At 58.0% G+C, this 25,727-nt stretch carries 23 protein-coding genes and 2 rRNA genes; 23 read left to right on the forward strand and 2 right to left on the reverse strand.

Going from position 1 to position 25,727, the window contains the following annotated elements:
• The 13 genes from C7459_RS14790 to C7459_RS14850 all read left to right on the forward strand — a co-directional run.
• Nucleotides 1-141 (forward strand): 23S ribosomal RNA (locus tag C7459_RS14790); the annotation flags it as partial.
• A gap of 50 nt (nt 142-191) precedes the next feature.
• Nucleotides 192-308, forward strand: a 5S ribosomal RNA gene (gene rrf, locus C7459_RS14795).
• A gap of 108 nt (nt 309-416) precedes the next feature.
• On the forward strand, nt 417-1,334 hold the full coding sequence (locus C7459_RS14800; RefSeq protein WP_109690083.1) for a YitT family protein: 918 nt from the start codon (nt 417-419) through the stop codon (nt 1,332-1,334).
• Between the two features lie 2 nt (nt 1,335-1,336).
• Nucleotides 1,337-3,340, forward strand: a complete 2,004-nt coding sequence (gene tkt, locus C7459_RS14805) for a transketolase (protein WP_109690084.1) — start codon at nt 1,337-1,339, stop codon at nt 3,338-3,340.
• 210 nt (nt 3,341-3,550) lie between these two features.
• Nucleotides 3,551-3,988: a cupredoxin domain-containing protein gene (locus tag C7459_RS14810; RefSeq protein ID WP_109690085.1), complete on the forward strand. Its 438-nt coding sequence runs from the start codon at nt 3,551-3,553 to the stop codon at nt 3,986-3,988.
• Between the two features lie 177 nt (nt 3,989-4,165).
• Nucleotides 4,166-4,912 (forward strand): VanW family protein, encoded by a 747-nt coding sequence (locus C7459_RS14815; protein WP_170119482.1) that lies wholly within the window; start codon nt 4,166-4,168, stop codon nt 4,910-4,912.
• Between the two features lie 144 nt (nt 4,913-5,056).
• Nucleotides 5,057-6,097: an N-acetyl-gamma-glutamyl-phosphate reductase gene (gene argC, locus C7459_RS14820; protein WP_109690087.1), complete on the forward strand. Its 1,041-nt coding sequence runs from the start codon at nt 5,057-5,059 to the stop codon at nt 6,095-6,097.
• Nucleotides 6,098-6,115: 18 nt separating this feature from the next.
• The gene (gene argJ / locus C7459_RS14825) at nt 6,116-7,345 is read left to right on the forward strand and encodes a bifunctional glutamate N-acetyltransferase/amino-acid acetyltransferase ArgJ (RefSeq protein ID WP_109690088.1); all 1,230 of its coding nucleotides are present in this window, start codon (nt 6,116-6,118) and stop codon (nt 7,343-7,345) included.
• 10 nt (nt 7,346-7,355) lie between these two features.
• A complete protein-coding gene (gene argB / locus C7459_RS14830) occupies nt 7,356-8,243 on the forward strand; it encodes an acetylglutamate kinase (protein WP_109690089.1) in 888 nt (295 codons plus the stop codon).
• The gene (locus C7459_RS14835) at nt 8,240-9,418 is read left to right on the forward strand and encodes an aspartate aminotransferase family protein (protein WP_109690090.1); all 1,179 of its coding nucleotides are present in this window, start codon (nt 8,240-8,242) and stop codon (nt 9,416-9,418) included. The genes argB and C7459_RS14835 overlap by 4 nt, the downstream gene beginning before the upstream one ends.
• A 123-nt stretch (nt 9,419-9,541) precedes the next feature.
• Nucleotides 9,542-10,336 (forward strand): hypothetical protein, encoded by a 795-nt coding sequence (locus C7459_RS14840; protein WP_109690091.1) that lies wholly within the window; start codon nt 9,542-9,544, stop codon nt 10,334-10,336.
• Nucleotides 10,337-10,339: 3 nt separating this feature from the next.
• Nucleotides 10,340-10,717, forward strand: coding sequence for a GntR family transcriptional regulator (locus tag C7459_RS14845; protein WP_109690092.1), 378 nt, complete (start codon nt 10,340-10,342; stop codon nt 10,715-10,717).
• Nucleotides 10,714-11,415, forward strand: a complete 702-nt coding sequence (locus C7459_RS14850) for an ABC transporter ATP-binding protein (RefSeq protein WP_109690093.1) — start codon at nt 10,714-10,716, stop codon at nt 11,413-11,415. Before C7459_RS14845 ends, C7459_RS14850 begins: the two co-directional genes overlap by 4 nt.
• A gap of 213 nt (nt 11,416-11,628) precedes the next feature.
• Here C7459_RS14850 and C7459_RS14855 read toward each other — a convergent pair whose 3' ends face one another.
• Both C7459_RS14855 and C7459_RS14860 read right to left on the reverse strand, forming a co-directional pair.
• A complete protein-coding gene (locus C7459_RS14855) occupies nt 11,629-12,894 on the reverse strand; it encodes a tetratricopeptide repeat protein (RefSeq protein ID WP_109690094.1) in 1,266 nt (421 codons plus the stop codon).
• Nucleotides 12,895-12,912: 18 nt separating this feature from the next.
• Nucleotides 12,913-14,166, reverse strand: coding sequence for a helix-turn-helix domain-containing protein (locus tag C7459_RS14860; RefSeq protein ID WP_109690095.1), 1,254 nt, complete (start codon nt 14,164-14,166; stop codon nt 12,913-12,915).
• 257 nt (nt 14,167-14,423) lie between these two features.
• On the opposite strand from C7459_RS14860, the gene C7459_RS14865 reads away from it, so the two are divergent.
• The 10 genes from C7459_RS14865 to C7459_RS14910 all read left to right on the forward strand — a co-directional run bounded on the left by C7459_RS14865 (nt 14,424) and on the right by C7459_RS14910 (nt 25,701).
• Nucleotides 14,424-15,458, forward strand: a complete 1,035-nt coding sequence (locus tag C7459_RS14865) for an ABC transporter ATP-binding protein (protein ID WP_245884562.1) — start codon at nt 14,424-14,426, stop codon at nt 15,456-15,458.
• Nucleotides 15,455-16,432, forward strand: coding sequence for an ABC transporter ATP-binding protein (locus C7459_RS14870; RefSeq protein WP_109690096.1), 978 nt, complete (start codon nt 15,455-15,457; stop codon nt 16,430-16,432). The genes C7459_RS14865 and C7459_RS14870 overlap by 4 nt, the downstream gene beginning before the upstream one ends.
• On the forward strand, nt 16,429-17,376 hold the full coding sequence (locus C7459_RS14875; RefSeq protein ID WP_109690097.1) for an ABC transporter permease subunit: 948 nt from the start codon (nt 16,429-16,431) through the stop codon (nt 17,374-17,376). The genes C7459_RS14870 and C7459_RS14875 overlap by 4 nt, the downstream gene beginning before the upstream one ends.
• A gap of 3 nt (nt 17,377-17,379) precedes the next feature.
• Nucleotides 17,380-18,297 carry an ABC transporter permease subunit gene (locus tag C7459_RS14880; RefSeq protein ID WP_146201012.1) on the forward strand — a complete coding sequence of 306 codons (918 nt, stop codon included), beginning with the start codon at nt 17,380-17,382 and terminating at the stop codon, nt 18,295-18,297.
• A gap of 110 nt (nt 18,298-18,407) precedes the next feature.
• Nucleotides 18,408-18,917: a LiaI-LiaF-like domain-containing protein gene (locus tag C7459_RS14885; RefSeq protein ID WP_109690099.1), complete on the forward strand. Its 510-nt coding sequence runs from the start codon at nt 18,408-18,410 to the stop codon at nt 18,915-18,917.
• A 165-nt stretch (nt 18,918-19,082) separates the two neighbouring features.
• Nucleotides 19,083-20,372 carry a stalk domain-containing protein gene (locus tag C7459_RS14890; RefSeq protein ID WP_109690100.1) on the forward strand — a complete coding sequence of 430 codons (1,290 nt, stop codon included), beginning with the start codon at nt 19,083-19,085 and terminating at the stop codon, nt 20,370-20,372.
• Nucleotides 20,369-21,475: a threonine aldolase family protein gene (locus tag C7459_RS14895; protein WP_109690101.1), complete on the forward strand. Its 1,107-nt coding sequence runs from the start codon at nt 20,369-20,371 to the stop codon at nt 21,473-21,475. The genes C7459_RS14890 and C7459_RS14895 overlap by 4 nt, the downstream gene beginning before the upstream one ends.
• Nucleotides 21,476-21,643: 168 nt before the next feature.
• A complete protein-coding gene (locus tag C7459_RS14900; protein WP_109690102.1) occupies nt 21,644-22,963 on the forward strand; it encodes a radical SAM/SPASM domain-containing protein in 1,320 nt (439 codons plus the stop codon).
• A gap of 30 nt (nt 22,964-22,993) precedes the next feature.
• The gene (locus C7459_RS14905; protein ID WP_109690103.1) at nt 22,994-24,454 is read left to right on the forward strand and encodes an ABC transporter substrate-binding protein; all 1,461 of its coding nucleotides are present in this window, start codon (nt 22,994-22,996) and stop codon (nt 24,452-24,454) included.
• Nucleotides 24,451-25,701: an MFS transporter gene (locus tag C7459_RS14910; protein WP_109690104.1), complete on the forward strand. Its 1,251-nt coding sequence runs from the start codon at nt 24,451-24,453 to the stop codon at nt 25,699-25,701. Before C7459_RS14905 ends, C7459_RS14910 begins: the two co-directional genes overlap by 4 nt.
• Nucleotides 25,702-25,727: the final 26 nt, after the last annotated feature.

The following is a 25,727-nucleotide window of genomic DNA, read 5'->3' on the forward strand; positions in this document are numbered from 1 at the left end:
CGCGAAGCCCCCCTCAAGATAAGACTTCCCACACGGTCAACGTGGTAAGACCCCCAGTAGAAGACTGGGTTGATAGGCTGGGTGTGTACGTGCCGCGAGGCATTTAGCTGACCAGTACTAATAGGTCGAGGGCTTATCCTACGCAATACATTGTCTTGAACTCACAAAGTTGCGCTACCCAGTTGTCACAGTCTCGTGATGATGGCGGAAAGGTCACACCTGTTCCCATCTCGAACACAGAAGTTAAGCTTTCCAGCGCCGATGGTACTTGGACCGCAGGGTCCTGGGAGAGTAGGACGTCGCGAGGCAACAAGATAGAAAGACCCGAACCGGTTTAGCGGATCGGGTCTTTTTTCTTGCATCAGCAAGTGTTATACTCTTGTCGATAATCACATACTAAGGTGGAGACATGAGGCATGAAGAGACAAAAGAAAAGCTACTCACCACGACGACTTCTATTTCTAGACTACCTCTACATCACGATCGGCTCACTTCTTGTCGCTTTCGCCATCTCCTGGGTGTTCGTCCCCAACAAGACCGTAACCGGGGGCGTTACAGGGATTTCCATCCTCTTGTACTACTTGTTCGGGTGGAAGGTTTCCATCACGTCGTTTCTCATCAACATACCACTGTTCTGGGTGGGGTTTCGCTTCCTCGGCGGTCGCGAGTTTGCCTTCAAGACACTGTACGGCATCATCTCGCTAACGTTTTTTCTGTCGCTCACGGAACCACTTAAACAACATCCGTTGACCACCAACACGCTGCTCGCTTCCATCTACGGCGGGCTGTTGCTCGGGGCGGGTCTTGGCATCGTGTTCCGAGGCCGTGCTACCACAGGTGGCACCGACTTGGCGGCGCGATTGATTCAGAATTACACCGGCATCTCAGCCGGGACTCTCTTGCTGGTCATCGACGGTAGCATCATCGCAGCTGCCGGCGTGATTTTTGGTATCGAGCGCGTGTTGTTCGCGCTGATTTCCCTGTTTATTACGAGCAAGACGATCGACCTCGTCCAACAAGGCGTCACTGTCGGCAAGATCTCCTACATCATCACGGATGACGAAGAGGCGGTTTCCAAGGCCATCCTCTTTAACTTGAATCGCGGCTGTACGAAGCTCCCCTCCTATGGTGGCTTCACGGGAGTTGAACGGAACATGTTGATGACCGTCGTCTCCCGCAGCGAAGTCTCGCGCTTGAAGGAAATCGTGCGCCAGATCGATCCGCGCGCGTTTGTCATCGTCTCTGATGTGCAGGAAGTGCTAGGGGAAGGGTTCACTTATGCCCATGAAACGAGCGCCTTGACCGATGGACGCACAGACGAAAGGAGCCCCTGACAATGTCCGCAAACCTTGACCAACTCGCCATCACGGCAATCCGCACGCTCTCGATCGATATGATCGACAAAGCCAACTCTGGCCACCCCGGACTCCCGATGGGTGCTGCTCCGATGGCTTATGAACTGTGGGCGAAACATCTGAAACACAACCCGGCGAACCCGACTTGGTTCGACCGCGACCGCTTCGTCCTCTCGGCGGGCCACGGGTCTGCGCTGCTGTACGCGCTGCTGCACTTGACCGGCTACGACCTCCCGCTGGAGCAACTGCAAGAGTTCCGCCAATGGGGGAGCAAGACGCCGGGTCACCCGGAATTCGGCCACACCCCAGGCGTTGAGGCGACCACCGGCCCGCTCGGCCAAGGGATTGGCATGGCAGTCGGCATGGCGATGGCAGAAGCGCACTTGGCAGCTACATACAACAAGGATGGTTATGAGATCATCTCCCACTACACCTACGCACTCTGCGGCGACGGCGACCTGATGGAAGGCGTATCGGCAGAAGCGGCGTCGATGGCCGGGCACATGGGCCTCGGCAAGCTGGTCGTGCTCTACGATTCCAACGACATCTCGCTCGATGGTCACCTGAGCTTCGCCTTCACCGAGAGCGTGCAGAAGCGCTTCGAGTCCTACGGCTGGCAGTACCTGCGCGTGGAGGATGGCACCGACATCCACGCGATCGGCGAAGCGATTCAACAAGCACAGACCGACCTTCAACACCCGACCCTCATCGAAGTCCGCACGATCATCGGTCACGGGTCTCCGAACCGCCAAGGGACGAGCAAGGCACACGGCTCCCCGCTCGGCGCGGAGGAAGCCAAACTGACCAAGGAAGCCTACGGGTGGGAACATGCACCGTTTGAGATCCCGCAGGACATCCGCGAGCACTTCAACCAAGTCAAAGCACAGGGTCAAAAGCTCGAAGCGCAGTGGAACGACAAGTTCGCGACGTATGAAAAAGCGCATCCGGAACTTGCCACGCAACTGAAGCAAGCGATCCACGGCGAACTTCCGGCGGGCTGGGATGCTGACTTCCCGACTTACACCCCGGATGGTCCGGCGGCGGCCACTCGCGACACTTCGGGTGCGGCGCTGAACGCCATCGCGAAAAACCTGCCGACCTTGTTCGGCGGTTCTGCAGACCTCGCGGGTTCCAACGTCACCACGCTCAAAGGCCTCCCGGTGTTTGACACCAAGGACTACTCCGGCCGCAATGTCTGGTTTGGCGTGCGTGAACACGCGATGGGTGCTGCGCTCAACGGCTTGTCGCTGCATGGCGGCATCCGTCCGTATGGCGGTACGTTCTTTGTCTTCTCCGACTACCTGCGCCCGGCGATCCGTCTGGCGGCCTTGATGGGCCAACCGGTCCTCTACGTGCTGACCCACGACTCGATCGCGGTCGGTGAGGACGGCCCGACCCACGAACCGGTCGAGCATCTGGCTGCTCTGCGCGTCATCCCGAACTTGACCGTGCTGCGTCCGGCTGATGGCAACGAAACCAACGAAGCCTACCGCTGGGCGATCTCCCAGCGCGAGACCCCGGTGGCGATGGTGCTGACCCGTCAGAAACTGCCGCAACTCCAAGGCACGGGTGAAAAAGCGCGCGACGGCATCGCGAAGGGCGCATACGTCCTCGCAGATCCGGCTGACGGCGCTACTCCGCAAGTGATCCTGATCGCGACAGGTTCAGAGGTCGCCCTCGCTGTCGAGGCGCAAAAAGCGCTTGGCGAGCAAGGCATCGCCGCGCGCGTCGTCTCGATGCCGGCACAGAACCTGTTCGAGCAGCAATCCCAAGCGTACAAAGACTCCGTCCTCCCGCCGTCGATCAAAGCTCGCGTCGCGATCGAAATGGGCGTCACGTTCGGCTGGCACAAGTACGTCGGCACCGATGGCTCCGTGATCGGCATCGACACCTTTGGCGCCTCCGCACCGGGGGAGCGCGTGATCAAGGAGTACGGCTTCACCGTCGAGAACGTTCTCGACCATGTAAAAAAAGTCCTCGGCTAAGCTCACGATTCCTGTGAAAGCCCAAAAACGTCCATAAACACTCACGAACGCCCTCCCACGTGGAGGGCGTTTTTCACTCTCCGCCAGCCTGCCAACTTGCTTGTGACGCATTTCACAAATCGTTCATTCTTCATCTGTATTTGATCGCCACAATAGGCTGCTGGCGGGTGTATGATAGGGGTGTAAGAAACACTAGGAGGCGGATTACCAATGAAAAAGTTCACTCTTCTCGCGACCACCGCAGTTGTCGCTTTTGGTATGATTCTCACGGGTTGTGGCTCCACCGAAACCAAGAATGAAGCGAGCACGACCACCCCGGCTGCTACCACCACGCCGGCTGCAACGACGACCCCGGCTGCTTCGGGTGATGAGCAAGTGATCCACGTTTCCGCGAAAAACTACGCGTGGGAACTCGACAAGACCGAAGTCAAAGTCGGCAAGCCGGTCAAGCTGATCATCACCGCTACCGAAGGCATGCACGGCCTGACCATCGACGGCACCGACGTAAAAGGCGTACACGCGATGTCCGGCAAGGAAGAAACCGCGACCTTCACCCCGACCAAAGCGGGCGACCTGAACCTCGTGTGCTCGATCATGTGCGGCACGGGTCACGGTACGATGAAGACCACGCTGAAAGTGACCGAGTAAGCTTCCCTTTACAACGCTCAAGTCACACCGATCGAGAAACCGATCACGCATCGATCACCCACGAAAGACCCTGCGGCTGCGACCGCAGGGTCTTTTTTTTCCTCCTCTGTAACTTGGACAAAACTTCCAGCGTCCATCCTCATATACATGATCGTGAAGGATGGAGGGTTACACAACATGGGGAAAAAACAGAAGGTTTGGTGGGGCGTGCTCCTCTCGACCGTGGTGATGACCGGGGCGGTGTTGGTCGGGGTGAGCCAGTGGCAAGATCGCAAGCCCGTCGAGGCGGCGACCACCGAAGCGGGGCCGAAGCAACCGGTGTGGCCGGCAGATCCGCTACGTGAGGAGATGAAAGGACTGCGCGAGGATGCGCTCACCCAGCAACGCAATCTCGACCTCCGCCGCGCAAAAGCCCGGCACGAGGCGTACCTCGCCGGGCTCGCCACGGCACCGGGCAAGCAGATCGGCAGCTTCCGCACCTCGCTTGCCGGACACAATGCCTCGGGTCGCGTGCAGAACATCGTGCTCGCCAGCCACAAGCTCAACGGCAAAGTCCTGCTGCCAGGGGAGCAGTTGTCGTTCAACGATGTGCTCGGCGATTCGAACGATCCGGGAGCTGGCTGGCAACTCGCCACGGTCATCGTCGGCAAAAAATACGAAAACGGCTACGGCGGTGGCATCTGCCAAGTCTCGACCACGTTGTACAACAGCGTCCTGCACGCGGGACTGAAAGTCACGGAACGCTACACGCACAGCCTGCCCGTCGGCTACGTCGAACCGGGCCAAGACGCGACCGTGTCCTACCCGGAACTCGACTTCAAATTCGTGAACTCGACCGCAGCCCCGGTGCGCCTGCAAACCACCGTCAACGGGGACGACGTGACGGCGACGATCCTGCAACTCCCCGTGGAGACGGTGGAGTAGGAGGGGGACGTGGTGGCGTTCACGAATCCGTATAGGAAAAAAACCAAGCATCCAACTGCTTGGTTTTTTTCGTATATGTATTGCAAGTTTATGCATACGACCGTATAATGATCCATAGCATAAAAAACAGAGGTGAGAGAAGAGATGCAGATCGCCATCTTGGGCGCGACAGGTTATACGGGATTGGAAGTGGTGCGCTTGTTGCAGCACCACGAGCAGGCGGAAGTGACCTACGTGTCCTCCGACTCACAAGCAGGGGCGCACTTGGCGGATGTGTACCCACATCTGCGCGGAGTTCTCGCGCACACGCTAGAGGTGGCCGACCCAGTGGAGATCGCCAAGCGAGCCGACTATGCGTTGGTGGCGTTGCCATCGGGCGTGTCGACGAACGTGGTGCCAGGGCTGTTGGCAGCGGGTGTGCGCGTGATCGACCTCGCAGGAGATCACCGCTTGCCAAGTGCAGTATACGCCGCTTGGTATCAAAAAACGCCGCCATCGTCCTCCGTCCTCGCCAGCGCGATCTACGGACTGCCGGAGCTCTACGCGGACCAGATCGCCGATGCGAAACTGATCGCCAACCCCGGTTGCTACCCGACCGCGACGCTGCTCTCGTTGCTCCCGCTGGTCAAGCACGGACTGATCGACCCGCAATCGCTGATCATCGACGCCAAGTCGGGCCTCTCCGGTGCAGGCAAAGCCCTCTCCGCAGGCACGCACTTCGTCGAAGTTCACGAGAATTTCAAAGCCTACAAAGTCGGGGAGCACCAGCACATCCCGGAGATCGAACAGGTGCTGACCGACGTCAACCCGAGCGGCGAGCCGGTGACGATCTCGTTCACGACACACTTGGTGCCGATGATCCGCGGGATTCTCACGACGAGCTACGCGAAACTGACGGGGAGTTACAGCACGGAGGACCTGTTGGCCGTGTACCGCGAATTCTACCGCAACGCTCCGTTCGTCCGTCTGCATGCGGCGGGCCATTGGCCCCAGACGCGCGATGTGACGGCGAGCAACTATTGTGACATCGGACTGCGTGTCGATCCGCGCACACAGCGTGTGACGGTGATCGGCGCGATTGATAATCTAGTGAAGGGCGCAGGAGGGCAAGCCATTCAGAACCTCAACCTGCTCGCCGGACTGGCACAGACAACCGGGCTGACGACAGCGCCCGTCTACTTATAACCCAAGGGAGAGAGCGACATGAAAACCATCGAGAAAACCACCTGCACCGTGCTCTCCGCAGGCGGTGTCACCACAGCGCAAGGCTTCAAAGCGACCGGCTTGCACAGCGGGATCAAGAAAAAACGCAAAGACCTCGGCTTGCTCGTCAGCGCAGTGCCGGCCGTAGCAGCAGGTGTGTTCACGACCAACCTCGTGCGCGCCGCCTGTGTGACGCAAAATGAAGCCCAACTGCTCGCACAGCCCTACCTCCAAGCGATCGTCGTCAACTCGGGCAACGCGAATGCTTGCACCGGCGTACAAGGGGACCAAGATGCGAAAACCATGCGTGCAGAGACGGCCAAAGCGCTCGGACTGGCGGATGACGCAGTGGCGATCGCTTCCACGGGCGTGATCGGCGTCCCGCTTCCGATGGCCCCACTGCTCGCGGGGATCGGGCAAGCGGCGACAACGCTTGCACAAGCGGGCGGTGACTTTTTTGCCGAAGCGATGTTGACGACCGATACGGGCAAAAAAGAAGTGGCGGTGCAACTGCTCCTCGACGGCGTGACCGTGACGATCGGCGGCGCGGCGAAAGGGTCGGGGATGATCCACCCGAACATGGCGACGATGCTGGCGTTTGTCACCACCGATGCGGCAGTCGAACCGGCGGCGCTCAAGCGGTTGCTGTCGCGCACGACCGACCAGACCTACAACCGCATCACCGTGGATGGCGACACCTCCACGAACGACATGGTGCTGGTGCTGGCGAACGGGATGGCGGGCAACGACACGCTGGATGAAACGCACCCGCAGTGGACGGAATTTGCGGACGCGTTCCGCTATGTCTCGGAGAAGCTGGCGAAGGACATCGCACGCGACGGCGAAGGCGCGACCAAGTTGCTCGAAGTCGTCGTGAACAGTGCCCCGACCGAAGGCATCGCTTCGGTGATCGCCAAGTCGGTCATCGGCTCCTCGCTGGTCAAAACGGCCGTATTTGGCGCCGACGCGAACTGGGGCCGCATCCTCGCGGCGGCAGGCTACTCCGGGGCTCAGTTTGACCCGAACCTGCTCGACATCTACATCGGGTCGGTGCAAGTGGCTCAAAATGGCATGGGGCTGGTCTTTGATGAAGAGACGGCGAGGGAGTACTTGCTGGGCGACCATGTCGTTCTGACCGTCAACCTCAACCAAGGCGAGGAGACGGCATCGGCGTATGGCTGCGACCTGACCTATGACTATGTGCGGATCAACGCCAGCTACCGGACTTGAGGTGGTGGAGATGAATGTGCTCACAGAAATCTCCAGCGCGGACAAAGCGCAGATCCTCATCGAAGCCCTGCCCTACATCCAAAAGTTCAGCGGCAAGATCGTCGTCGTCAAATACGGCGGCTCCACGATCTCCGCAGAGGCTGACCGCGACGGAATCGACCCGGTGATCCTCGACATCATCTGGCTCAAGCAAGTCGGCCTGTTGCCTGTCGTCGTACATGGAGGAGGCAAAGCGATCACCAAACTGCTGAACCGACTTGGACACCAAGCCCAGTTCGTCGACGGCCTGCGCGTGACCGATGAACCGACGATGGAAGTCGTGGAGATGGTGCTCGGCGGACAAGTCAACAAGCAACTGGTGGCAGCGTTTGGCGCGGCTGGCTGTGCGGCGGTCGGATTGACCGGCGTCGACGGCAACCTGTTGCAGGTGCAGAAAAAACACCACGCCAGCGGCGACCTCGGACTCGTCGGTGAAGTGACGAACGTCCAGACCGAAGTCCTCCAAGCGCTGCTCGCAAGTGGCTTCATCCCCGTGATCGCCCCGATCGGCGTGGACGAAGCGGGGACGCGCTACAACGTCAATGCGGACAGTGCCGCCGGTGCGATCGCCGGTGCCTTGCAGGCGGAGAAATTGATCCTGTTGACCGACGTACCGGGCATTCTGAAAAACGGCGTCGTCCTCTCCGAGGTCACCGCCGCACAGATTGACGATCTGATCGCAGACGGTACAGTCTCCGGCGGCATGGTTCCGAAAGTGGAAGCCTGCCTCGAAGCGTTGCGCTACGGCGCCCGTCATGTCCACATCCTCAACGGCAACGAGCGCCACGCGCTCCTGTTGGAAGTCTTCACGAAAAATGGCATCGGCACGTTGGTGCAAGGAGGAGAACCTACAGCATGACACACCTGATGAGCAACTATGGTCGTTTCCCCGTCGCCTTTGTGCAGGGCGCTGGCACGCGGCTCTATGACGAAGCGGGGCGCGAATACCTCGACTTCACCTCCGGCATCGCCGTCACCAACCTCGGCCATTGCCACCCGAACGTCACGCAGGCGATTCAGCAGCAAGCAGAGACGCTCGTACACACCTCGAATCTGTTCCAGATCCCCGGACAGGAAGCCGTCGCGCAAAAGCTCTGCCAGCTCTCCGGGCTGGACCGAGCGTTTTTCTGCAACTCGGGTGCAGAGGCCAACGAAGCGGCGATCAAGCTGGCGCGCAAGCACAGCAAGGAAGTCTACGGCGAGCACAAGTTTGAGATCCTCACGCTCGAGGATGCGTTTCACGGACGGACGCTTGCCACCGTCTCGGCCACACCGCGCCCGAAGTTCCACGAAGGATTCGCGCCGCTGATGCCGGGGTTTCAACACGTTGCCAAAAACCTCGCCGCCCTCGAAGCGGCGATCTCCCCGCAGACCTGTGCGATCCTGCTCGAACCGGTCCAAGGCGAGGGGGGCGTCCTGCCGCTGACCCCAGAGTTTCTACAAGGCGTGCGCAACCTCTGCGACCAGCACGGCCTGCTCCTGATCCTCGACGAAGTGCAGACGGGCATCGGGCGCACAGGGACGATGTTTGCATTCCAACAAGCCGGCATCCAGCCGGACATCCTCACGCTGGCGAAGGCGCTGGGCAACGGCATCCCGGTTGGAGCCACGCTGGCGACGGAACAAGTCGCCTCGGCGTTCACGCCCGGCACGCATGGCAGTACGTTTGGCGGCACTCCGCTGGTGATGGCGGCCGTGTTGGCTACGCTGCAGACGATTGAGGAGGAGGGTCTGCTCCAACAGGCGGTCGAGATGGGCGAACAGTTGGCGTTGCGCCTACAAGATCTGCTCGAGCACTACGACTGCCTGAGCGAAGTGCGCGGACTCGGTCTCCTGCGCGGTGTGGTCTTGGATCGACCGGTCGCGCCGCTGGTCGCCAAGTGCCTCGACCTCGGCCTGCTCGTGCTCTCCGCCGGGGAGAAAACGCTGCGCTTGCTGCCGCCGCTCACCGTCAGTTCGCAAGACATCCACCTCGGCATCAAGCTGCTCGAACAGGCGTTGCAGGAAGTGATCACGCCTGTCGCCCAACCGTAACCAGACCTCACCTACCCTCGTAAAAAGCCCGTGCTGAGCGCACGGGCATTTTTTCGTTTGACAACTTCTGGTGTTCGTGTGTATTATGTACCTAGAACACTACAACACCTAAGGGGTGAGCTGATGAACGTTTGGTTATCGATTGTGAAAAAGGAACTGCGCATGCAGCGTGGCGTGGCGCTCGTGATTTTGGCGGCGTTGGTGCTGGTCAGTTCGTTGGGGATGTGGTTCGCGTTTACGAAAAATGAGGTGGCATCGGGTCTGTTCCTGCTGATCCCGCTGGCGTTACACGTGTTTTTCCTTCCGCTGTACATGTTGAACTCCATACAGAAAGAGTGGAAGCACACGTCGACGACGTTCTTGCAGATGCCGATCTCCGGTTGGAAACTGCTCAGTGCGAAACTGGTGAGCGGACTGCTGTACTTCTTGATCTCGTTCACGATCTTGTTCGTCGTCTGCGGGATCGCGTTCCGGGTCGGACCGGACGCGGATTTCTGGCAGCGCGTGCAATGGGAATTCGGAGCCGCTGATGGCGAGAATCTGATGGTGTTCAGCCAATACGCATCGCTGACCACCCAAGCTTACCTCTACCTGCTGGGGGCGTTGTTATACGCCAACTTGTCGCTCGTCGCGTTCACCACGCTCTTCTCGGTCGTCGTGCAATGGGTGCGCAACACGATTCGCAAGGCGGCCGGTCTGATCACCTTCCTCGTCTGTGTCGGCTTCATCTGGCTGTTGCTCCTGATCGCTGACACCACGGTGTATGACAAACTCACGCGCTGGGGTCAGATCAGCTTCTCGACGCACGGAATCAGCCTCGGCCACATCTATACAGGTGCGGTGCTGATCGACCTGCTGTTGACGGTGGCGCTGTTCCTGTTCTCCGGTTGGTTGATCGACCGCAAAGTGGAGGTGTAAGGCATGGTCGAGGATTTCAACTCGTCACAGCCGATCTATTACCAGATCCTCCAGCGCATCTGCCGCCAGATCGTGCGCGGCGAGGTGCAGGCGGGCGACAAGTTACCATCCGTCCGCGAACTCGCTGTGCAGAGCGGCGTCAACCCGAACACCGCCCAACGCGTGTACACCGAACTCGAACGCTTGCACATCACGGAGACGCGGCGCGGACAGGGCACGTTTGTCACCGAAGACCAGTCGCAACTCCAGTCCTTGCGCGATACGCTCAAATCAGAGCGCATCCAAGCGTTTTTGCAAGACATGCGGGAGATGGGGTATACAGATGCGGAGATCGTGGCCGGCATCCAGCACCACCAACAGTCGGAGGAGGGGTCATCATGAGTCAGCACATCGTCGAATTCAAGAACGTCAGCAAAAAGTACCCAGGTCGGGAAGCGTTGCACAACGTCTCCTTCACCCTGCCGCGCGGCAAGGTGATCGGCTTGATCGGACCCAACGGCAGCGGCAAGTCGACCGCGCTGAAACTGATGGCGGGGCTGTTGCGCCCGAACGCTGGACAGGTGCTCGTCAACGGCGAGATCGCCGGTCGCCCGACGCAGCACCAGCACATGGCGTTTTTGTCAGACCGTGAGGAGCTGTACCCGTTCTACACGATTGGCGAGACGCTCGCCTTTTACAAAAGCGTGTATGGAGACTTCGATCTCGCGAAGGCGGAAGACATGTTGAAGTTCCTGCAACTGGCCCCCGATCAAAAAGTAGGCGGACTCTCGAAGGGCAACTACGGGCGGTTGAAAATGGTGCTGACGATCTCGCGGCGCGTGCCGTTGTTGCTGCTCGACGAACCGCTGTCCGGCCTCGACCCGATGGTGCGCCAGACGATCATCCAGAGCATCATCTCCTACTTCGACCCGGAGCAGACGATTCTGCTCTCCACGCACGAAGTCAGCGAGATCGAGCCGATGCTCGACATGGCCATGCTCATCTTCAACGGCCAGCTCGTCGCGCTCGAAGACGTCGAAACGATCCGGGAAACGCATCAGCAACACCTCGTCGGCTGGATGAGCACTGCGGTGCGCTAAGCGCCCTTCCCTCTGCAAAAAAGCCCTCGCACACGATGTGCGGGGGCTTTGGTTATCGGTCCGTCTCAGGGGCAGACTTCGCAACAGTAACACAACATTCAAAATGTTGCGTTGTACCGTTGTTATTGCGTCGCGTCATTGGTACGATGTTCATGACAAAACTTTCGTAGCGTTTTTTTGAGAACGCTCTCCCATTTTTGCTCGTGAGTGACATCACGAGCCCTTTTTTTGTCCACAGCTTTCACGCAAGCGCAGCAGGGCTTGCTGTCCGATGTGCAACGCTTCTCGGAGATCGGTGTGCAAGAGCCGCATCGAGGAGTAGACATCCGAAGACTCGAACGCATACGTGCTGGCAGCTTCATACTCCCCCATCGCGTAGAGCAGCTTGGCATAGTGCAGCAGCACGAATCCCCGCTCCTCCGTCACCTGTCCCGTGGCGGACAGTTCGACCGCTTCTGCAAACAAGTGGGTGGCGACGGCGTAGTCGCCCCTGTTGCGGTACACGTTGGCGATGCGGGCTTTGATCAGCGCGATCTCATGCGGTTGCAACTCGTCTTGCATAACACGCAGTTCTTCTTCCAAGACGGCGATGATCTCCTCGGGCGGGTCGTCGCTCAGGCACGCGGCGAGACTGCGGGTGGCATACTCGAGCCGCTTGGCTCCCGCTTCCGCATAATACGGAATCGCTTTGCGGAAAAACGGAACGGCGCTCTGTGCATCGCCTAGATTTTGATAGCAGTTGCCCACATTCAAGTAACAACTTCCTAAGTAATAGGGCACGGGATGGCGTTGGAACAGCGGAATCGCCTTGTTGAGGTACTCGATGGCGGTTTTTTCCTGACTCATCATCCGCAGACAATCGGCCATGTTGTAATAGAGCCCTGGCACGATGAGGTCATCGACCATCGGGTGGCTGTGGAGGATGTCGATCGAGCGTTGGTAGTGATGCTTGGCGGTGACGAAGTCCTTGTTGAGTGCCCACGCGTTGCCGATGGCGTTATGTACCTTGGCAAAAAACAAGGGATTGAACTGGGCGGAGTCCTTGAGTTTGTTCGCGAGGGCGTAGAGCATCGCGACGGCTTGCATGCGCGTGTCCGGTTTGACGATCAAGACATTGCCCTCCACCCACGTCAGCTCGTCGCGTTGGTAATCGTGCAGGGTGGCCTCCTGTTGCTTGATCCGTGCGATCATCGCCAGCGCGCGGTCGAGGTCGATCCCTCGGCGGTAGATCTGGGCGATTTCCAGCATCGCTTCGACTTTTAGGTGCGGGATCAGGTCGACCAGTTCATGAAAAGGGACCTTCAGCGTCTTGGCGATGCGATGCAACACATCGGGTGAGGGCAGGAACCGTTCGTTCTCGGTGCCGGAAATCGTCGAAGGGGACACGCTGGCCTTGTCGGCCAGTTCCTTTTGGTTCCAGCCTAGAGCTTCTCTGAGGTGTTTGATTTTGACTCCGATGGAGACAGGATGGTCAGACATGGTAGGTGTCGTCTCCTTTTATGTGGTGGTGAGGGAATCGCGCAGTCTGAGAATCGCTTCCTTGCCCACCCGAAGTGATTCCTTCAGGTCGAGATGGTAGTAGAGCAGCGTCGCGTAGATATCAGACGCTTGAAACGCATAGTCGTTCGCCTGCTCATACGCGCCCGCCTCCAAGAGCACTTTGGCATAGATCAGCAGGATGTACGCCCGCTCGGCACAGGGCTCGTAGCTCGATGACAGGTCAACCGCCGCTGCAATCGTGGCTTGCGCTTGGGGCAAGTCCTCCAGATCGAGGTACAGCTTCGCGATCCGTGCCAGCACCTGCGCTCGTTCGAGGTGTTTCTCATGTTCGCTCAGGACCTGCAATTCCATCTGCAAAAAAGCAATCGCCTGTTGCGGCGTTGCTCCACCAAAAAACGCGGCGTCGCTGATCGAACGCACGCCGACCTGCCGCACATCTGCATACTCATAAAACAACAACGACTTGCGATACGCTTCTGCAGATTGCTTGGAGAGGTTGAGGCCCTTGTACGTCTCGCCGAGGGCAAAAAACATCTCCCCGACCTTGCGCGGGGTGTTGTATTTGGAGAACAGCTCACTCGCTTGATGGGTGTACGCCAACGCATCCGCATCATGGCGCAACATCCGAGACGCCACGCCCAAGTTCTGATGGAGCGTCCCCAGCAACGGATGGTCAGGCAGGGCGAGGCTGGTCAGGATCTCCAGACCGCGCTTGAAGTGATGACTGGCGGTCACGAAATCTCCGTTGAGCGACCACCCATCCCCGAGCGTATTCTGCACCGCCGCTGTAAAAATCGGATCGCTCTGCACCGCCGATTCCAGCTTGTGGGACAGGGCATACAGCAACTCCATCGCCGGCATCCGGTCATCGGCATGCAGCAAAAGCGCTCGCGCTTCGAGCAGGGTGATCTCATCGCGTTGGGAATCGAGGAGTTCTGCGCGTTGCTTGATGTCGGTGAGCACCGCCATCGTCTGCTCATATTCACGACGGTAGAGGTGGATGCGGGCGAGATCGAGCCTCGTGTTGACAGGGAGGTCAGCGCGTTGCTCCTCTGCGTCCTGCAAGGGAATGCCCAACGCGGTGGAGAGGCGTTGGAGGATGTCGGGCGAGGGGGTGAAGCGGCCATTCTCCACACCGGAGATCGTGGACGGTGACACGTCCGCTTTTTCCGCCAGTTCCTTTTGGTTCCAGCCCTTCGCTTCTCGATGTTGTTTGATTTTTGCTCCGATGGAGACCTGTTGGTGGGTCATGGGTACGGTCGTCTCCCTTTTCTACTAGTATGTAAGTTTAGTATAACAAACAATAGAAAAAAACCTTGTCATCAGAATCCAGAGATTGCGATTGCGCCACAGAGGAGAACTACCTCGATTCAAAAAGTGCCGTACATTTGCGTCCTCCCGAGTGTAACCAACAACTTCTTCGTGTGTCTACTCTTTTGTGCAGCGTAGAAGTCCGTCTTATGAATTCAGAATATTAGGAACCATTACAGATAGAAGTCAGTCTATTAATGGAGACCACGAGAAAGTGGGGGGTTGCTGTGAACGAATTGCTGGACGTGCGCGATCTGACGGTTGCGTTCCAGAGCAAGGACAAGTCGAAGTCGCTGATCCCAGCACTCGACTCCGTGACATTCACGATCAAGCGCGGCGAGACGCTCGGGCTGGTCGGAGAGTCCGGCTGTGGCAAGACGCTGTCCTCGCTGGCGGTGATGGGCTTGTTGCCAGAGTCTGCAAGGGTGCAGAGCGGGCAGTTGGTATTTGACGGGGAGGATCTCCTCGCCTTGAAGGCAGCGGAGCACAACAAAGTGCGCGGCGTGCGGATCGGGATGATTTTTCAAGACCCGATGACGTCGCTCTCCCCGTACTATACGATCGGCAACCAATTGATGGAGGGCATGCGCTACCACCTCGCGATGACGAAACGACAGGCGAAGGAACGCGGAATCGAACTGTTGCGCCGAGTGGGCATCCCTGAACCGGAGCGCGTGTTTACCGACTACCCGGCCCAGCTCTCCGGTGGCATGCGTCAGCGCGTGATGATCGCCATCGCGATCTCCTGCGAGCCAGATCTGCTGATCGCTGACGAACCGACCACAGCGCTCGACGTGACCACCCAAGCGCAGATCCTCGAATTGCTCGGGGATTTGCAGCGCGAGAAGGGCATGTCGCTGGTGCTGATCTCGCATGACTTGGGCGTGATCGCGGAGATGTGTCAACGCGTCGTGGTCATGTATGCCGGGCAAGTGATCGAACAGGCGGAGTCCAAAGCCTTGTTCGCCAGCCCGACACATCCGTACACCCGCGCCCTGCTCGCCGCCACTCCACGGCTGTCGAGCAAGCAAGAGCGCTTCTACTCGATCCCCGGCTCCGTGCCGGCCCCGACCGAATGGGGCACCGGCTGTCGATTCCGCAGTCGCTGTGAACAGGCGACCGACACCTGTGGCGAGATGCCGCCGCTCTCTCGGATGGACGGTCAGCGCTATGTGCGGTGCTGGTATGCACCGGACTTGCAGTCGACGTTGCCCAAGGAGGTGCGCGCATGAGCCGTCCAATTCTCCAAGTTCGCGACCTGAACATGCATTTCCCGGTCAAAAAAGGACTCCGCCAGCTCGGCACCGTCCGCGCCGTCGATGGCTTGTCTTTTGACCTCTATGAAGGTGAAACCCTCGCGCTGGTCGGTGAATCCGGCTGTGGGAAGTCGACGACCGGACGGGCGGTGTTGCGCTTGATCGATGCGACGGACGGCTCGATTCAATTCCAAGGCGAGGAAGTCCGCGAGATGTCGCGCTCTCGACTGTTCCAACTGCGCCGCGAGATGCAGATCGTGTTCCAAGACGCCTATTCGTTCCTCAACCCGCGCCTGACGATCGGGGAATCGATTTTGGAAGCGATGGAAGTCCACGGCCTGCACACCAAGCAACAGCGCGCCGACAAACTTTCCGAACTGCTCGACATCGTGGGGCTGAACGACAGCTATGCAGGTCGCTACCCGCACGAAATTTCCGGAGGGCAACGCCAGCGCATCGGCATCGCCCGCGCCCTCTCGCTGCACCCGAAAGTGATCGTCGCTGACGAGCCGGTCTCGGCGCTGGACGTCTCCGTGCAGTCCCAAGTCCTGAACCTCTTCCAAGACCTCAAGGACAAGTTCGGACTTTCCTACCTGTTCATCTCACACGACCTGTCTGTCGTGCGCCACGTCGCGGATCGCGTCGCGGTGATGTATCTCGGAAAAATCGTCGAGACGGGAACGGCCGACGAGCTTTTTGACAACCCGCAGCATCCGTACACCCAAGCGTTGCTCTCCGCTGTTCCGCAGCCGGAAGTGGCGGTTGCCCGCGAACGGATCATCCTGCGAGGCGAAGTGCCGAGCCCGATGAACCCGCCGTCCGGCTGTGCGTTCCATACGCGCTGTCCGATCGCAACACAACGCTGTCAGGAACAAGTGCCCGCGCTCGCTCCGTCAGCGGCAGGAACCCTCGTCGCCTGCCATCACGTCGAAGGGGGGAATCCAACATGAGCGCATGGCGCAGTATCACGTCGGTGTTGCTTCGCAACCTGATCGGCTTCGCGGCGATCTCGCTCGTCATCATCCTCATCACCTTCCTGCCGCTGGCGATCAAAGTCACGCCGCATGCGACCACCCCAGACCTGATGACCACGAACTGGTCGTTCTATTTCAAATCGGTCGGGTCGTTCCTCGTCAACCTCACACACGGCGACTTCGGGGAATTGCGGATCAAGATGAACTGGATTCGCGGCTTCATGACGCCGGAGCTCAACAAGCAGATCCTCTCCTTTGTCGCCGGGATGGCCTCGCGTTCGGCGTCGATTCTGATGTCCGCCGTCGCACTCGGCACACTCAGCGGCATCCTGCTGGGCGCTGTGCAGTTTTTTGTCCCCACGTGGGCGCGGAAGCTGATCGGTGGCTTCAACCACGTGATTTTTTCGATGCCTGATCTGTTGTTGATCTTGCTCCTGTCCCTCGGGGTGGTCAAATTCAACCAGCTACTGGGCAAGTACCTGATCGGGGTCGCTGACTTTGGCGAGAACAAGATCTTCGCCCTGCCGATGTTGTCGCTGCTGATTCCCGTCTCGGCGCTGGTCTATCGGTACACCGTCAACGCCTGCTACGAAGCCTACTCACAGGAATGTGTGCGAACGGCACGCGCCAAAGGCCTGCCGGAGCACCATGTGTTCCGCAAATACGTGATGCGCCCCGCGCTGGACTCGATCCTCGCCGTGCTCCCGAAGGTCGTGGCGTTTGCCGCGTCCAGTCTCGTGATCGTCGAACGCTTCCTGAACATTCAAGGCGTGACGTGGTGGTTCCAAGCGCGGGCGAACATTCCCGAGCTCACGAAATTGCTCGCGACGATACTGATGTGCCTCGCCGCCTTCGTGGTGGTTGTCAACTTGATCGCATCGCTGTTGCGCCTCTGGGTCAACCCGGCGCTGCGCAAATAGGGGGTGAATGTCATAAACAAATCCTTGCTGTTCGGGCTGCTCGGCTCGATCCTGCTGTTGTTGACCATCGTGTTCGGCCCCTCGCTTGCGCCCTACTCGATGGACGAACTGCATCTATTCAAAAAAATTCCGCAAGCAGATGGCACGGTGAAGATCGAACCCGCCCCGCAAGCGCCCGATGGCACGAACTTGCTCGGGACCGACCAAAACGGGCGTGACGTGCTCTCGAAAATTTTGCGCGGTGCGCGGATCACGGTCACATTTGCCGTGCTGGTCGCGCTCCTGCGCGTGGTGGTCGGCCTGCCGCTCGCCTATCTGGGAGCCAGCTTCCCGCGGACGGTCGGCTGGTTGAATGAGAAACTCAGCCTCGCCTTCACGACGATCCCGGCGGTGCTGATCGTGTTTCTCGTGGTCATCGTCTTTATCTTCAGCGACGCGATCTCACCGACACAGATTCTGTTGCTGATGAGCCTGTTGATCGCGCTGGTCGGACTGTTTCCAACCGCTTATGTCATCCAAGGCAAGATGGACAGCATCTTGAAAAGCCCGTTCATGGAAGGCCAGCGCGCCATCGGCACCGGGCGCTGGCGCATCCTGCGCAAACACATCATGCCCCACCTCTCGACATATGTGATGGTGTTGCTGGTCAGCGAGATCGCGCAGACCTTGTGGCTGGCGGGGCAACTTGGCGTGATGTCGGTGTTTCTCGGCGGCTCGATCCTTGAACAGGGCGGCCCGATCAACATGCGCTACCCGGAGGAGTGGGCGGGTTCGATCGGGTATTCGTACCAAGCGTTCCGCTCGCACCCGATGATGGTGCTGTATCCGGTTTTTGCTTTGTCGTTTGCGATCCTGTCCTTTCATACGCTGGCGGACGGCATTCGCAAACACCATGAACGCAAGTGGGGGATCAGCCTCTAGTTGCGTGATCATTCCGTCTCGGGTCGGAAGGAAAAACACCCGACCGCGATGTATACTATAAATAGAAAATGAAAACTCAAAGTTTTCAATCGTGAGGGTGAGGGTAAAACATGGAGCGTAAATTTGCTGGTATCTTACTGTTGTTGGTGGGCGCGGTGCTCGCGTTTGGCACGCTGGGGGTCGTCACCGTCTCGGTCGCCTATCTCTGGCCGCTGTTCATGCTCGTTCCAGGGATCATGTTCCACGTGACGTTCTTCTCCAATCCGAAACAATCGCGTTCCGGGTTGCTCGTGCCGGGTGGGGTCTTGATCGTCTACGGTTTGTTGTTCCTGTTCTGCAACATCTTTGGGTGGGATTCGTTGGAGAATTTGTGGCCGGTCTTCCTGATTGGTCCGTCTGTGGGCCTCTTCGAATCGTATCTGTTCGGTTCGCGTCAGCCAGGTCTGCTGATTCCGGCCTCGATCCTGATGGTGCTCGCGTTGCTGTTCCTCGGCTTCAACGTCCTGAGCGGTCTGCTCGGCGGCGGGCTTGGCGTGGTGCTGGTCCTTGCAGGTCTCTGGGTGCTGTTTGGCAGAGGTGTCGGCAAGAGCAAGAGTGAATCGTTCTTTAAGCAGAAGTAGCAAAAAGCGAACGTCCGCAACAGCGGCCGTTCGCTTTTTTTTTGTCATCCTTACAACTCTGTTACAGATGTTCGACTAGTCTGTCAGTCCCATTCCCTGCTGCGTTTTGTGTGGTAACATGTAAGAAACTAGAAACTACCAAATGGGTTTGGGAGAGATCGAGCGATGACGAAATCATGGTTCCATGCGCCGATGGTCGGCTTGCTGACACTCGGTTTGCTGGTCGGCGGCCCGCATGCGGTCTACGCAGCGCCAGTCGCGTCTGATGTACAACCGAAGATCGACATCAAACTGGACGGCATCAAGCTGACGACTCCTGTCGATTCGATCCAATACAAGACCCGCACGATGGTGCCATTTCGCGCGATTGGCGAAGCGCTGGGCCTCACCGTCCAGTGGGAGGAAGCGACACAGACGGTGGTTGCCACAGGAGCGGGCAAGGTGATCCGTCTGCAAGTCGGCAACACGACGGCGACGGTCAACGCCCAATCGGTTGCGCTCGATGCGGAGCCGATTGCAGTATCCGATCGCGTCCTGATCCCGGTGCGCTTCCTGAGCGAACAGTTCGGGGCCAAAGTCGGCTGGGAGGAGAGCACCCGCACCGTGTTGATCAGCTCCCAGCCGCGCAAGCTGGATACGATGGTGTTCTACGGACTGGGTTCCTATGAAAAGCGCACCTACATACCGAAATTTGATCAGGCGACTTTGACGTGGAGCATCCTCGACGCGGACGGCACGCTCAACGTCAACAAGTCCGAATACCACTGGCCGACGGCGGGTGCAGAGGACTTTTTACAGGAAGTGAAGTCTGCAAAAGTCGGCACGCAACTGATGGTCTTTTCCGAAAACAAAAGTGGTGAGATCACCAAATTGATGCAAAACCCCGCGCTGCAACAAAAGTTCGCGGGCGACCTCGTGAAAAAACTGCAAGACCAAGGTCTCGACAGCGCGATGCTCGACTTCGAAACGCTCGGCGATCCGCAGGCAGATGTGCAGAGCGTCCGCGCCCAGTACGCGGCATTGGTCAAAACGATCGCTGACACCCTGCACAAGTCCGGCAAGAAACTCAGCGTCGTGATGGCCCCGCCCAACGGCTGGTACAAAGGCTACGATTACAAGGCCATCGCCCAGTCGGCCGACCAACTGTTCGTGATGGCCTACTCCTATGTCGACGACAAGCTGCCACAGCCGAACGACCGCATCCAAGAGGCGATTGAGTTGGCGCTGCAAGACGTGCCACGGGAAAAACTGACGCTCGGCATCAACGCCTTCAGCGAGACGCCCGAGACGGTGAAGGAAAAAATCGGCCTCGCCAAGCGCTACAACTTGCACGGGGTCGGCTTTTGGATATTGGTCGTGTTCGACCCGGCGTTCATGCAAGCGATCGACGAATCGCTAATCCTGCACGACGAGACCAAGCAAGTCACCCAAGAAGAGGAGCCACACACCAGATGAGTGAAACGAACCGCTTGTTACAAGCCTTCAATCATACAACCCACCAAGTCGGGGGTCATGGCAAGCGCAACCTCCAAGTTCTAAAAGACGCCTTGGCAGACCTTGATGGAAGTTTACCTAGCGATATGTATGGGACGGGTAAAGTCATGGAAGACTTCCAGACCAAGATGGCGAACTTTCTGGGCAAGGAGGCGTCCGTCTTTTTCCCCAGTGGCACGATGGCCCAGCAGATCGCCTTGCGGATCTGGTGTGATCAGCAGGGGCTGAAGCGAGTCGCCTACCACCCCTTGTCCCACTTGGAGATCCATGAAGAGGATGGGCTCAAGGAATTGCACCAGATCGAGCCTGTTCTGCTAGGCGACGAGAACCGCGTGATCCACCTGCAAGATGTGCTGAACATGCAGGAGGAGATCGCCTGCCTGTTGCTCGAATTGCCGCAGCGCGAGATTGGCGGACAACTCCCTGACTATCAGGAGCTCGAAGCGATCTCCGCCCATTGCCGGGAAAAGGGAATCAAGCTGCATTTGGATGGCGCCCGGCTGTTTGAAATCCTGCCCTACTATCAAAAGACGGCGGAAGAGCTCTGCAGCCTTTTTGACAGCGTGTACGTCTCGTTCTACAAAGGGATCGGTGGGATCGCCGGAGCGATTCTCGCAGGGGATGAAGCGTTTGCCCAGCAATCAAAGATATGGAAGCGACGCCACGGCGGCGATCTGATCAGCCTGTATCCGTACATCATCAGCGCGGATCTGTACTTCGATCAGAGGCTGCCCAAAATGGAACAATACTTTACAGAAGCGCGAGAACTCGCGAGCTTCTACAACCAATGCCAGGCCGTGGCAACCAGACCGCTAGAACCGGTATCGAACATGTTCCACGTCCACATGCAGGTGCCCCGAGCGCAACTTGAGCCGATCTTGGTGTCGATCTACGAGGAGACGGGCATCGGGTTAACCCCCTATCTCAGGGAATCTGACGACCACTCTTGTACCTTTGAAGTGAGCATCGGAGATCGGTATGCGACGATCCCCCGAGCCGAACTTGCACACGTTTTCCACTTGCTCGATGAACGAATTCGAGCAATCCGACCGCTGTCACGTTAAAAAAGAAACAGGGGCCCCTCGTGGGTCCCTGTTTTCTTTTTTCGCAAATCGAAATTAAAAACAGACATATTCAAAGCGTTACCAAAGTATCATGAAGTAACAAATGAAAACGCTATCAAACGCGGACTGAGTTGCACATCAAAACAACAAAGGTAGGTGTGATTCGAGATGACTCTCGTAGCTTCTTATAAACCCTCCCGCTTTACATTTCGTACTCGAAACTCCCGCAACGAGCTGGTCCTTTACAACAGTTTCACAGGTGCAGTGGGTGTCGTTTCCAAGGAGGACGAAGGTCTCGTAGAATCCGCTCTGTCCTCGAAAGTGCTCCAAGCACCGCTCGCCGGAACCCTCCAAGACTTGGTCGAGGGCGGCATCCTGGTTCCGAGCGAGGTTGACGAGTTCGAGAAAGCCGCAAACTTTCACAACGAAGTTTTTCAGGCCACCGACAGATTGTGGCTGACGATCATGCCGACAGAGGAATGCAACTTCCGTTGCGTCTATTGCTACGAAGACTTCAAAGTAAAAGAAATGCCACGCGCCGTCCTCGATGGCATCAAGCAGCTCGTGGCGCAGCGAGCCCCGAATTTATCGGTCCTCTCGATCGCGTGGTTTGGCGGCGAACCGACCGAAGCGCCGGAAGTCATCACGGAACTTTCGGAGTTCTTCCTGCAAATTTGCGAACAATACGGGATTCAGTATTATGCCGGGATGACGACAAACGGCTATAATCTCACCCCCGAATACGTAGATCATCTGGTCACCGCTTGCCAAGTTTCGCACTTTAACATCACGCTCGATGGTCTGGAAGCAGAGCATGACAAACGCCGCATCCTCAAGCACGGCGGGCAAACCTTCGAGCGGATCATGTCGAACTTGAAACAGATGAAAGCTTCGACACATGAGTTTTACTGCCAACTGCGGACCAACTTCGACCAAGAGAGTGTCGAGGAGATCCCGAAATTGATGGATTACATCGCGGACACCTTCGAAGGGGATGAGCGGTTCCCGGTCTACTACCGCAACATCGGCAAATGGGGCGGTCCAAACGACGACCAGTTGCAAGTGTGCGATGGCAGCGCGGGCCTGCGCTCGATGTACGCCTTGCACAAGACGGCGAAGGAAAAGGGCCTGCCGCTGGCGACGATCGAACAAAATCTAGGTCCGTCGAACAGCGTCTGCTACGCGGCACTGCCGTATTCGCTAGTTGTGGGTGCAGACGGTACGATCTACAAATGTACGGTAGCACTGGATAAGGACTACAACAAAGTCGGCCACATCGATGCGGACGGCCATCTCCAACTTCACGAAGAGCGCTTCCAACTCTGGGTCGGATCGAATGAAACGATCGATAGCGGCTGTCAAAAATGTTTCTTCCGACCGTCTTGCCAAGGAGCGGCTTGCCCCTTGGAGCGCATCGAATCCAATGTCCAGCCCTGTCCGCCGAGCAAAACGCATCTCAAGCACGTCCTCGACGTGATTACGACCTAATAGCCAAAGCAGTGGGAGGGAGTGTATCTCTTGTACGGAGGAACGTTACGTTTTGCCCTTGACTGTGAACCGAACTGTTTCGATCCATCAGGTGTGAACACCCTGAGCGATCTCCACGTCATGTCGACCCTCTACGACACTTTGTTGGAAATTGACCACCAACTGAACGTACAGCCCGGCTTGGTGGAATCCTGGGAGATCCTCTCTCCTGCTCGCTACAAAATGAAGCTTCGCGCAGGGGTCTTGTTCCAAGACGGAACGCCCTTGACAACCGCTCACATCCGTTGGACCTTCCAGTATTACCAACGGGAGGACTCCATCCTGCGGGAGACGGTCCAGTTGATCGAGGAGGTCGAGGTGCTCGACGAGTTCACCTTTGTCCTGAAACTGACGAGGCCGCACGCGCCCTTTTTGTCGCAACTCGCTTCCACCACGGGGATGATCCTCTCCTCCAACACGGTGGCCGTCGAGAATGAAACAGGCGAGACGCTGCACCTGTTCGTGGGAACGGGGCCCTTTGTCCCGATCAAAAAGACAGCTCGCGCGTTCTGTCTCCAGCGAAACCCCTCGTACTGGGATGTGAACGAATCCGGTCAGCCGTTGCCCTACGCGCAATACATCGAGCTTCCTTGGTTGGAAAACGGGACCGAGATGTTGAACGCCTTGGAGAGCGGGGAGTTGTCCTTCATCAATGAAGTGCCCTATGCCAAAGTCCCCGCGCTTGCACAGCGCGAAGACCTGCAATTTGTCGGGATTGCTTCCCATAGCTACAACGGGATTCGGTTACAAGTCACCACGTTTCCCTTTTCAGAAAAACCATTGCGCCAAGCGGTCGCTGCCTCCATCGACCGCGAGTGGATGCTGGAGAAAGTCAATTTGGGGGTGGGCTATGTCTCACATGGCCCGATCGCACCGGCAAGTTGGGCGTTTGATGAAGAATTTCGTCCCTACAAGCCTGATCGCGATCGCATTCAAACGCTCCTGCTCGCGGGCGGCTGTCCGACGGGGTTTGAGTTTACGATCAAGATTCCCCCAGGTCCGATTGCCCGGATGGTGACCTGCATCAAGGAGCAGTTGGCGGAGCAGGGCATCACCATGCACCTCGAAGTCGTGGAGTTCCCGGAGTTGGTCGAGAGTTTGGTGAGCCAAAACTACCAAGCGATGTTTCTGGGCTTTGCTGGGGGCACAGACCCGCACAGTTTGCTTTTTGAAACATTCCATTCTCGCGGTGGTGAAAACTACACCGGCTACAGCAACCCGCACGTGGACGCGTTGCTGGAGGAGGCGTGCCTGGTCACCGACCAAGCGCAACGGATCGCGCTCTACCGGCATGCGCAACAGATCGTCGTGGAGGACAGTCCCTTTGTCTTCACCCGCAGCGGCCTGTCGATGATCGCGAAACGGAGCAACATCCACCAGATCGAACCGCACCCCGACACCTTGATCCGCTGGAAAAAGATCTGGATTCAAGAGGAGTCCGTTTCGCGATGAGTTACCGAGTCGTGCTCGCCAATCGACGATTCAGTGCGGTGTTGGTCGCACAGTTGCTCTCCAAGGTCGGGGATATTCTGACCAGTGTGGCATTGCCCTTGTTGATCTACTCAGAGGCCCAATCCGTTTCCGCGATGGCTTTTATGATGGTGACGTTCTGGTTGCCGAACCTGCTCCTGTCTCCCATTTTGGGGCTGCTCGTCGACCGTTGGAACCGCAAGCGCGTCATGGTGTTGATGGATCTCGTTCGCGGGCTGCTCGTCCTCGCCATCCCGTTCTCGTCTGTCCTGATGCTCTTCGCGATCTGTTTTCTGCTGGCCTGTACCAACCAGTTGTTCAACTTAGCCAAAATGGGATTGACCGTGCAATTGGTCGCCAAAGAAAACCTCGTCTCCGCGAATTCGCTCGTACAAGGACTGGATCAATTTATGAACATCGGGGGTCCGGCGCTGGCTGGACTTGTGATTGCGCTCACCGGGTTGCACTGGCCGTTTTACATCGATACGATCACCTACGCGCTGTCAGGCGTCCTGTTGGCCTGCGTTTCCTTGCCCCAGTTGGCAGCGCGCACCGCCAGCACGGAGCGATTCTGGGAGAAGACCCGCAGCAATTTCCGGGAAGGGTTGTCCTTCATCCGAACCAGTGCGCCGCTGCTGTTCAGCATGACGTTGTTCCTGTTCGTGATGACGTTCGCGATGCCGATGAACGTGTTGTTCTATCCGCTGTTCCAAGGGGAGATGCAAGCGTCGAGTTGGCAGATCGGGGTGGCGCTGTCGTTGTTCAGCATCTGTTCGCTGACGGGCACGCTCGTGTCGCCGCTGTTCAACAAGCGATTCAACCGCGTACACCTGATCTTGATCGGTCTGTTCTTGATGGGGGTAGCCTCGGCTTGTCTCGCCAAGTCCGCGAACATCTATCTGGCCTTGCTGTTCTATGCAGGGGGTGCGTTTTTCAATGGATTCGTCAATCCGCTGAACGCTTCGCTCCGGCAAGAGAACATCCCGGATCACCTGATGGGGCGCGTCAGTGGGCTGTATTTTTCCACGGTGAACAGTTTGTCGATGGTGATGATGGTGATGACGGGACTGTTTGCCGAGCAAGCAGGTGTGCGCAACGTGTACCTGATCGCCAGCATCGGGTATGCCCTCACTGGTCTGCTCGGGTTCTTCTCCCCCTGGTTCCGCCGGACTCGTTCCATCTACGAGCATCCCCCGACCCCAAAAAGCACCGGTGAAGTCACTCTGTAAAGGAGGTGATACAGATGAAATGGATC

The sequence above is a fragment of the Tumebacillus permanentifrigoris genome, from assembly GCF_003148565.1.
GTDB lineage: Bacteria > Bacillota > Bacilli > Tumebacillales > Tumebacillaceae > Tumebacillus > Tumebacillus permanentifrigoris.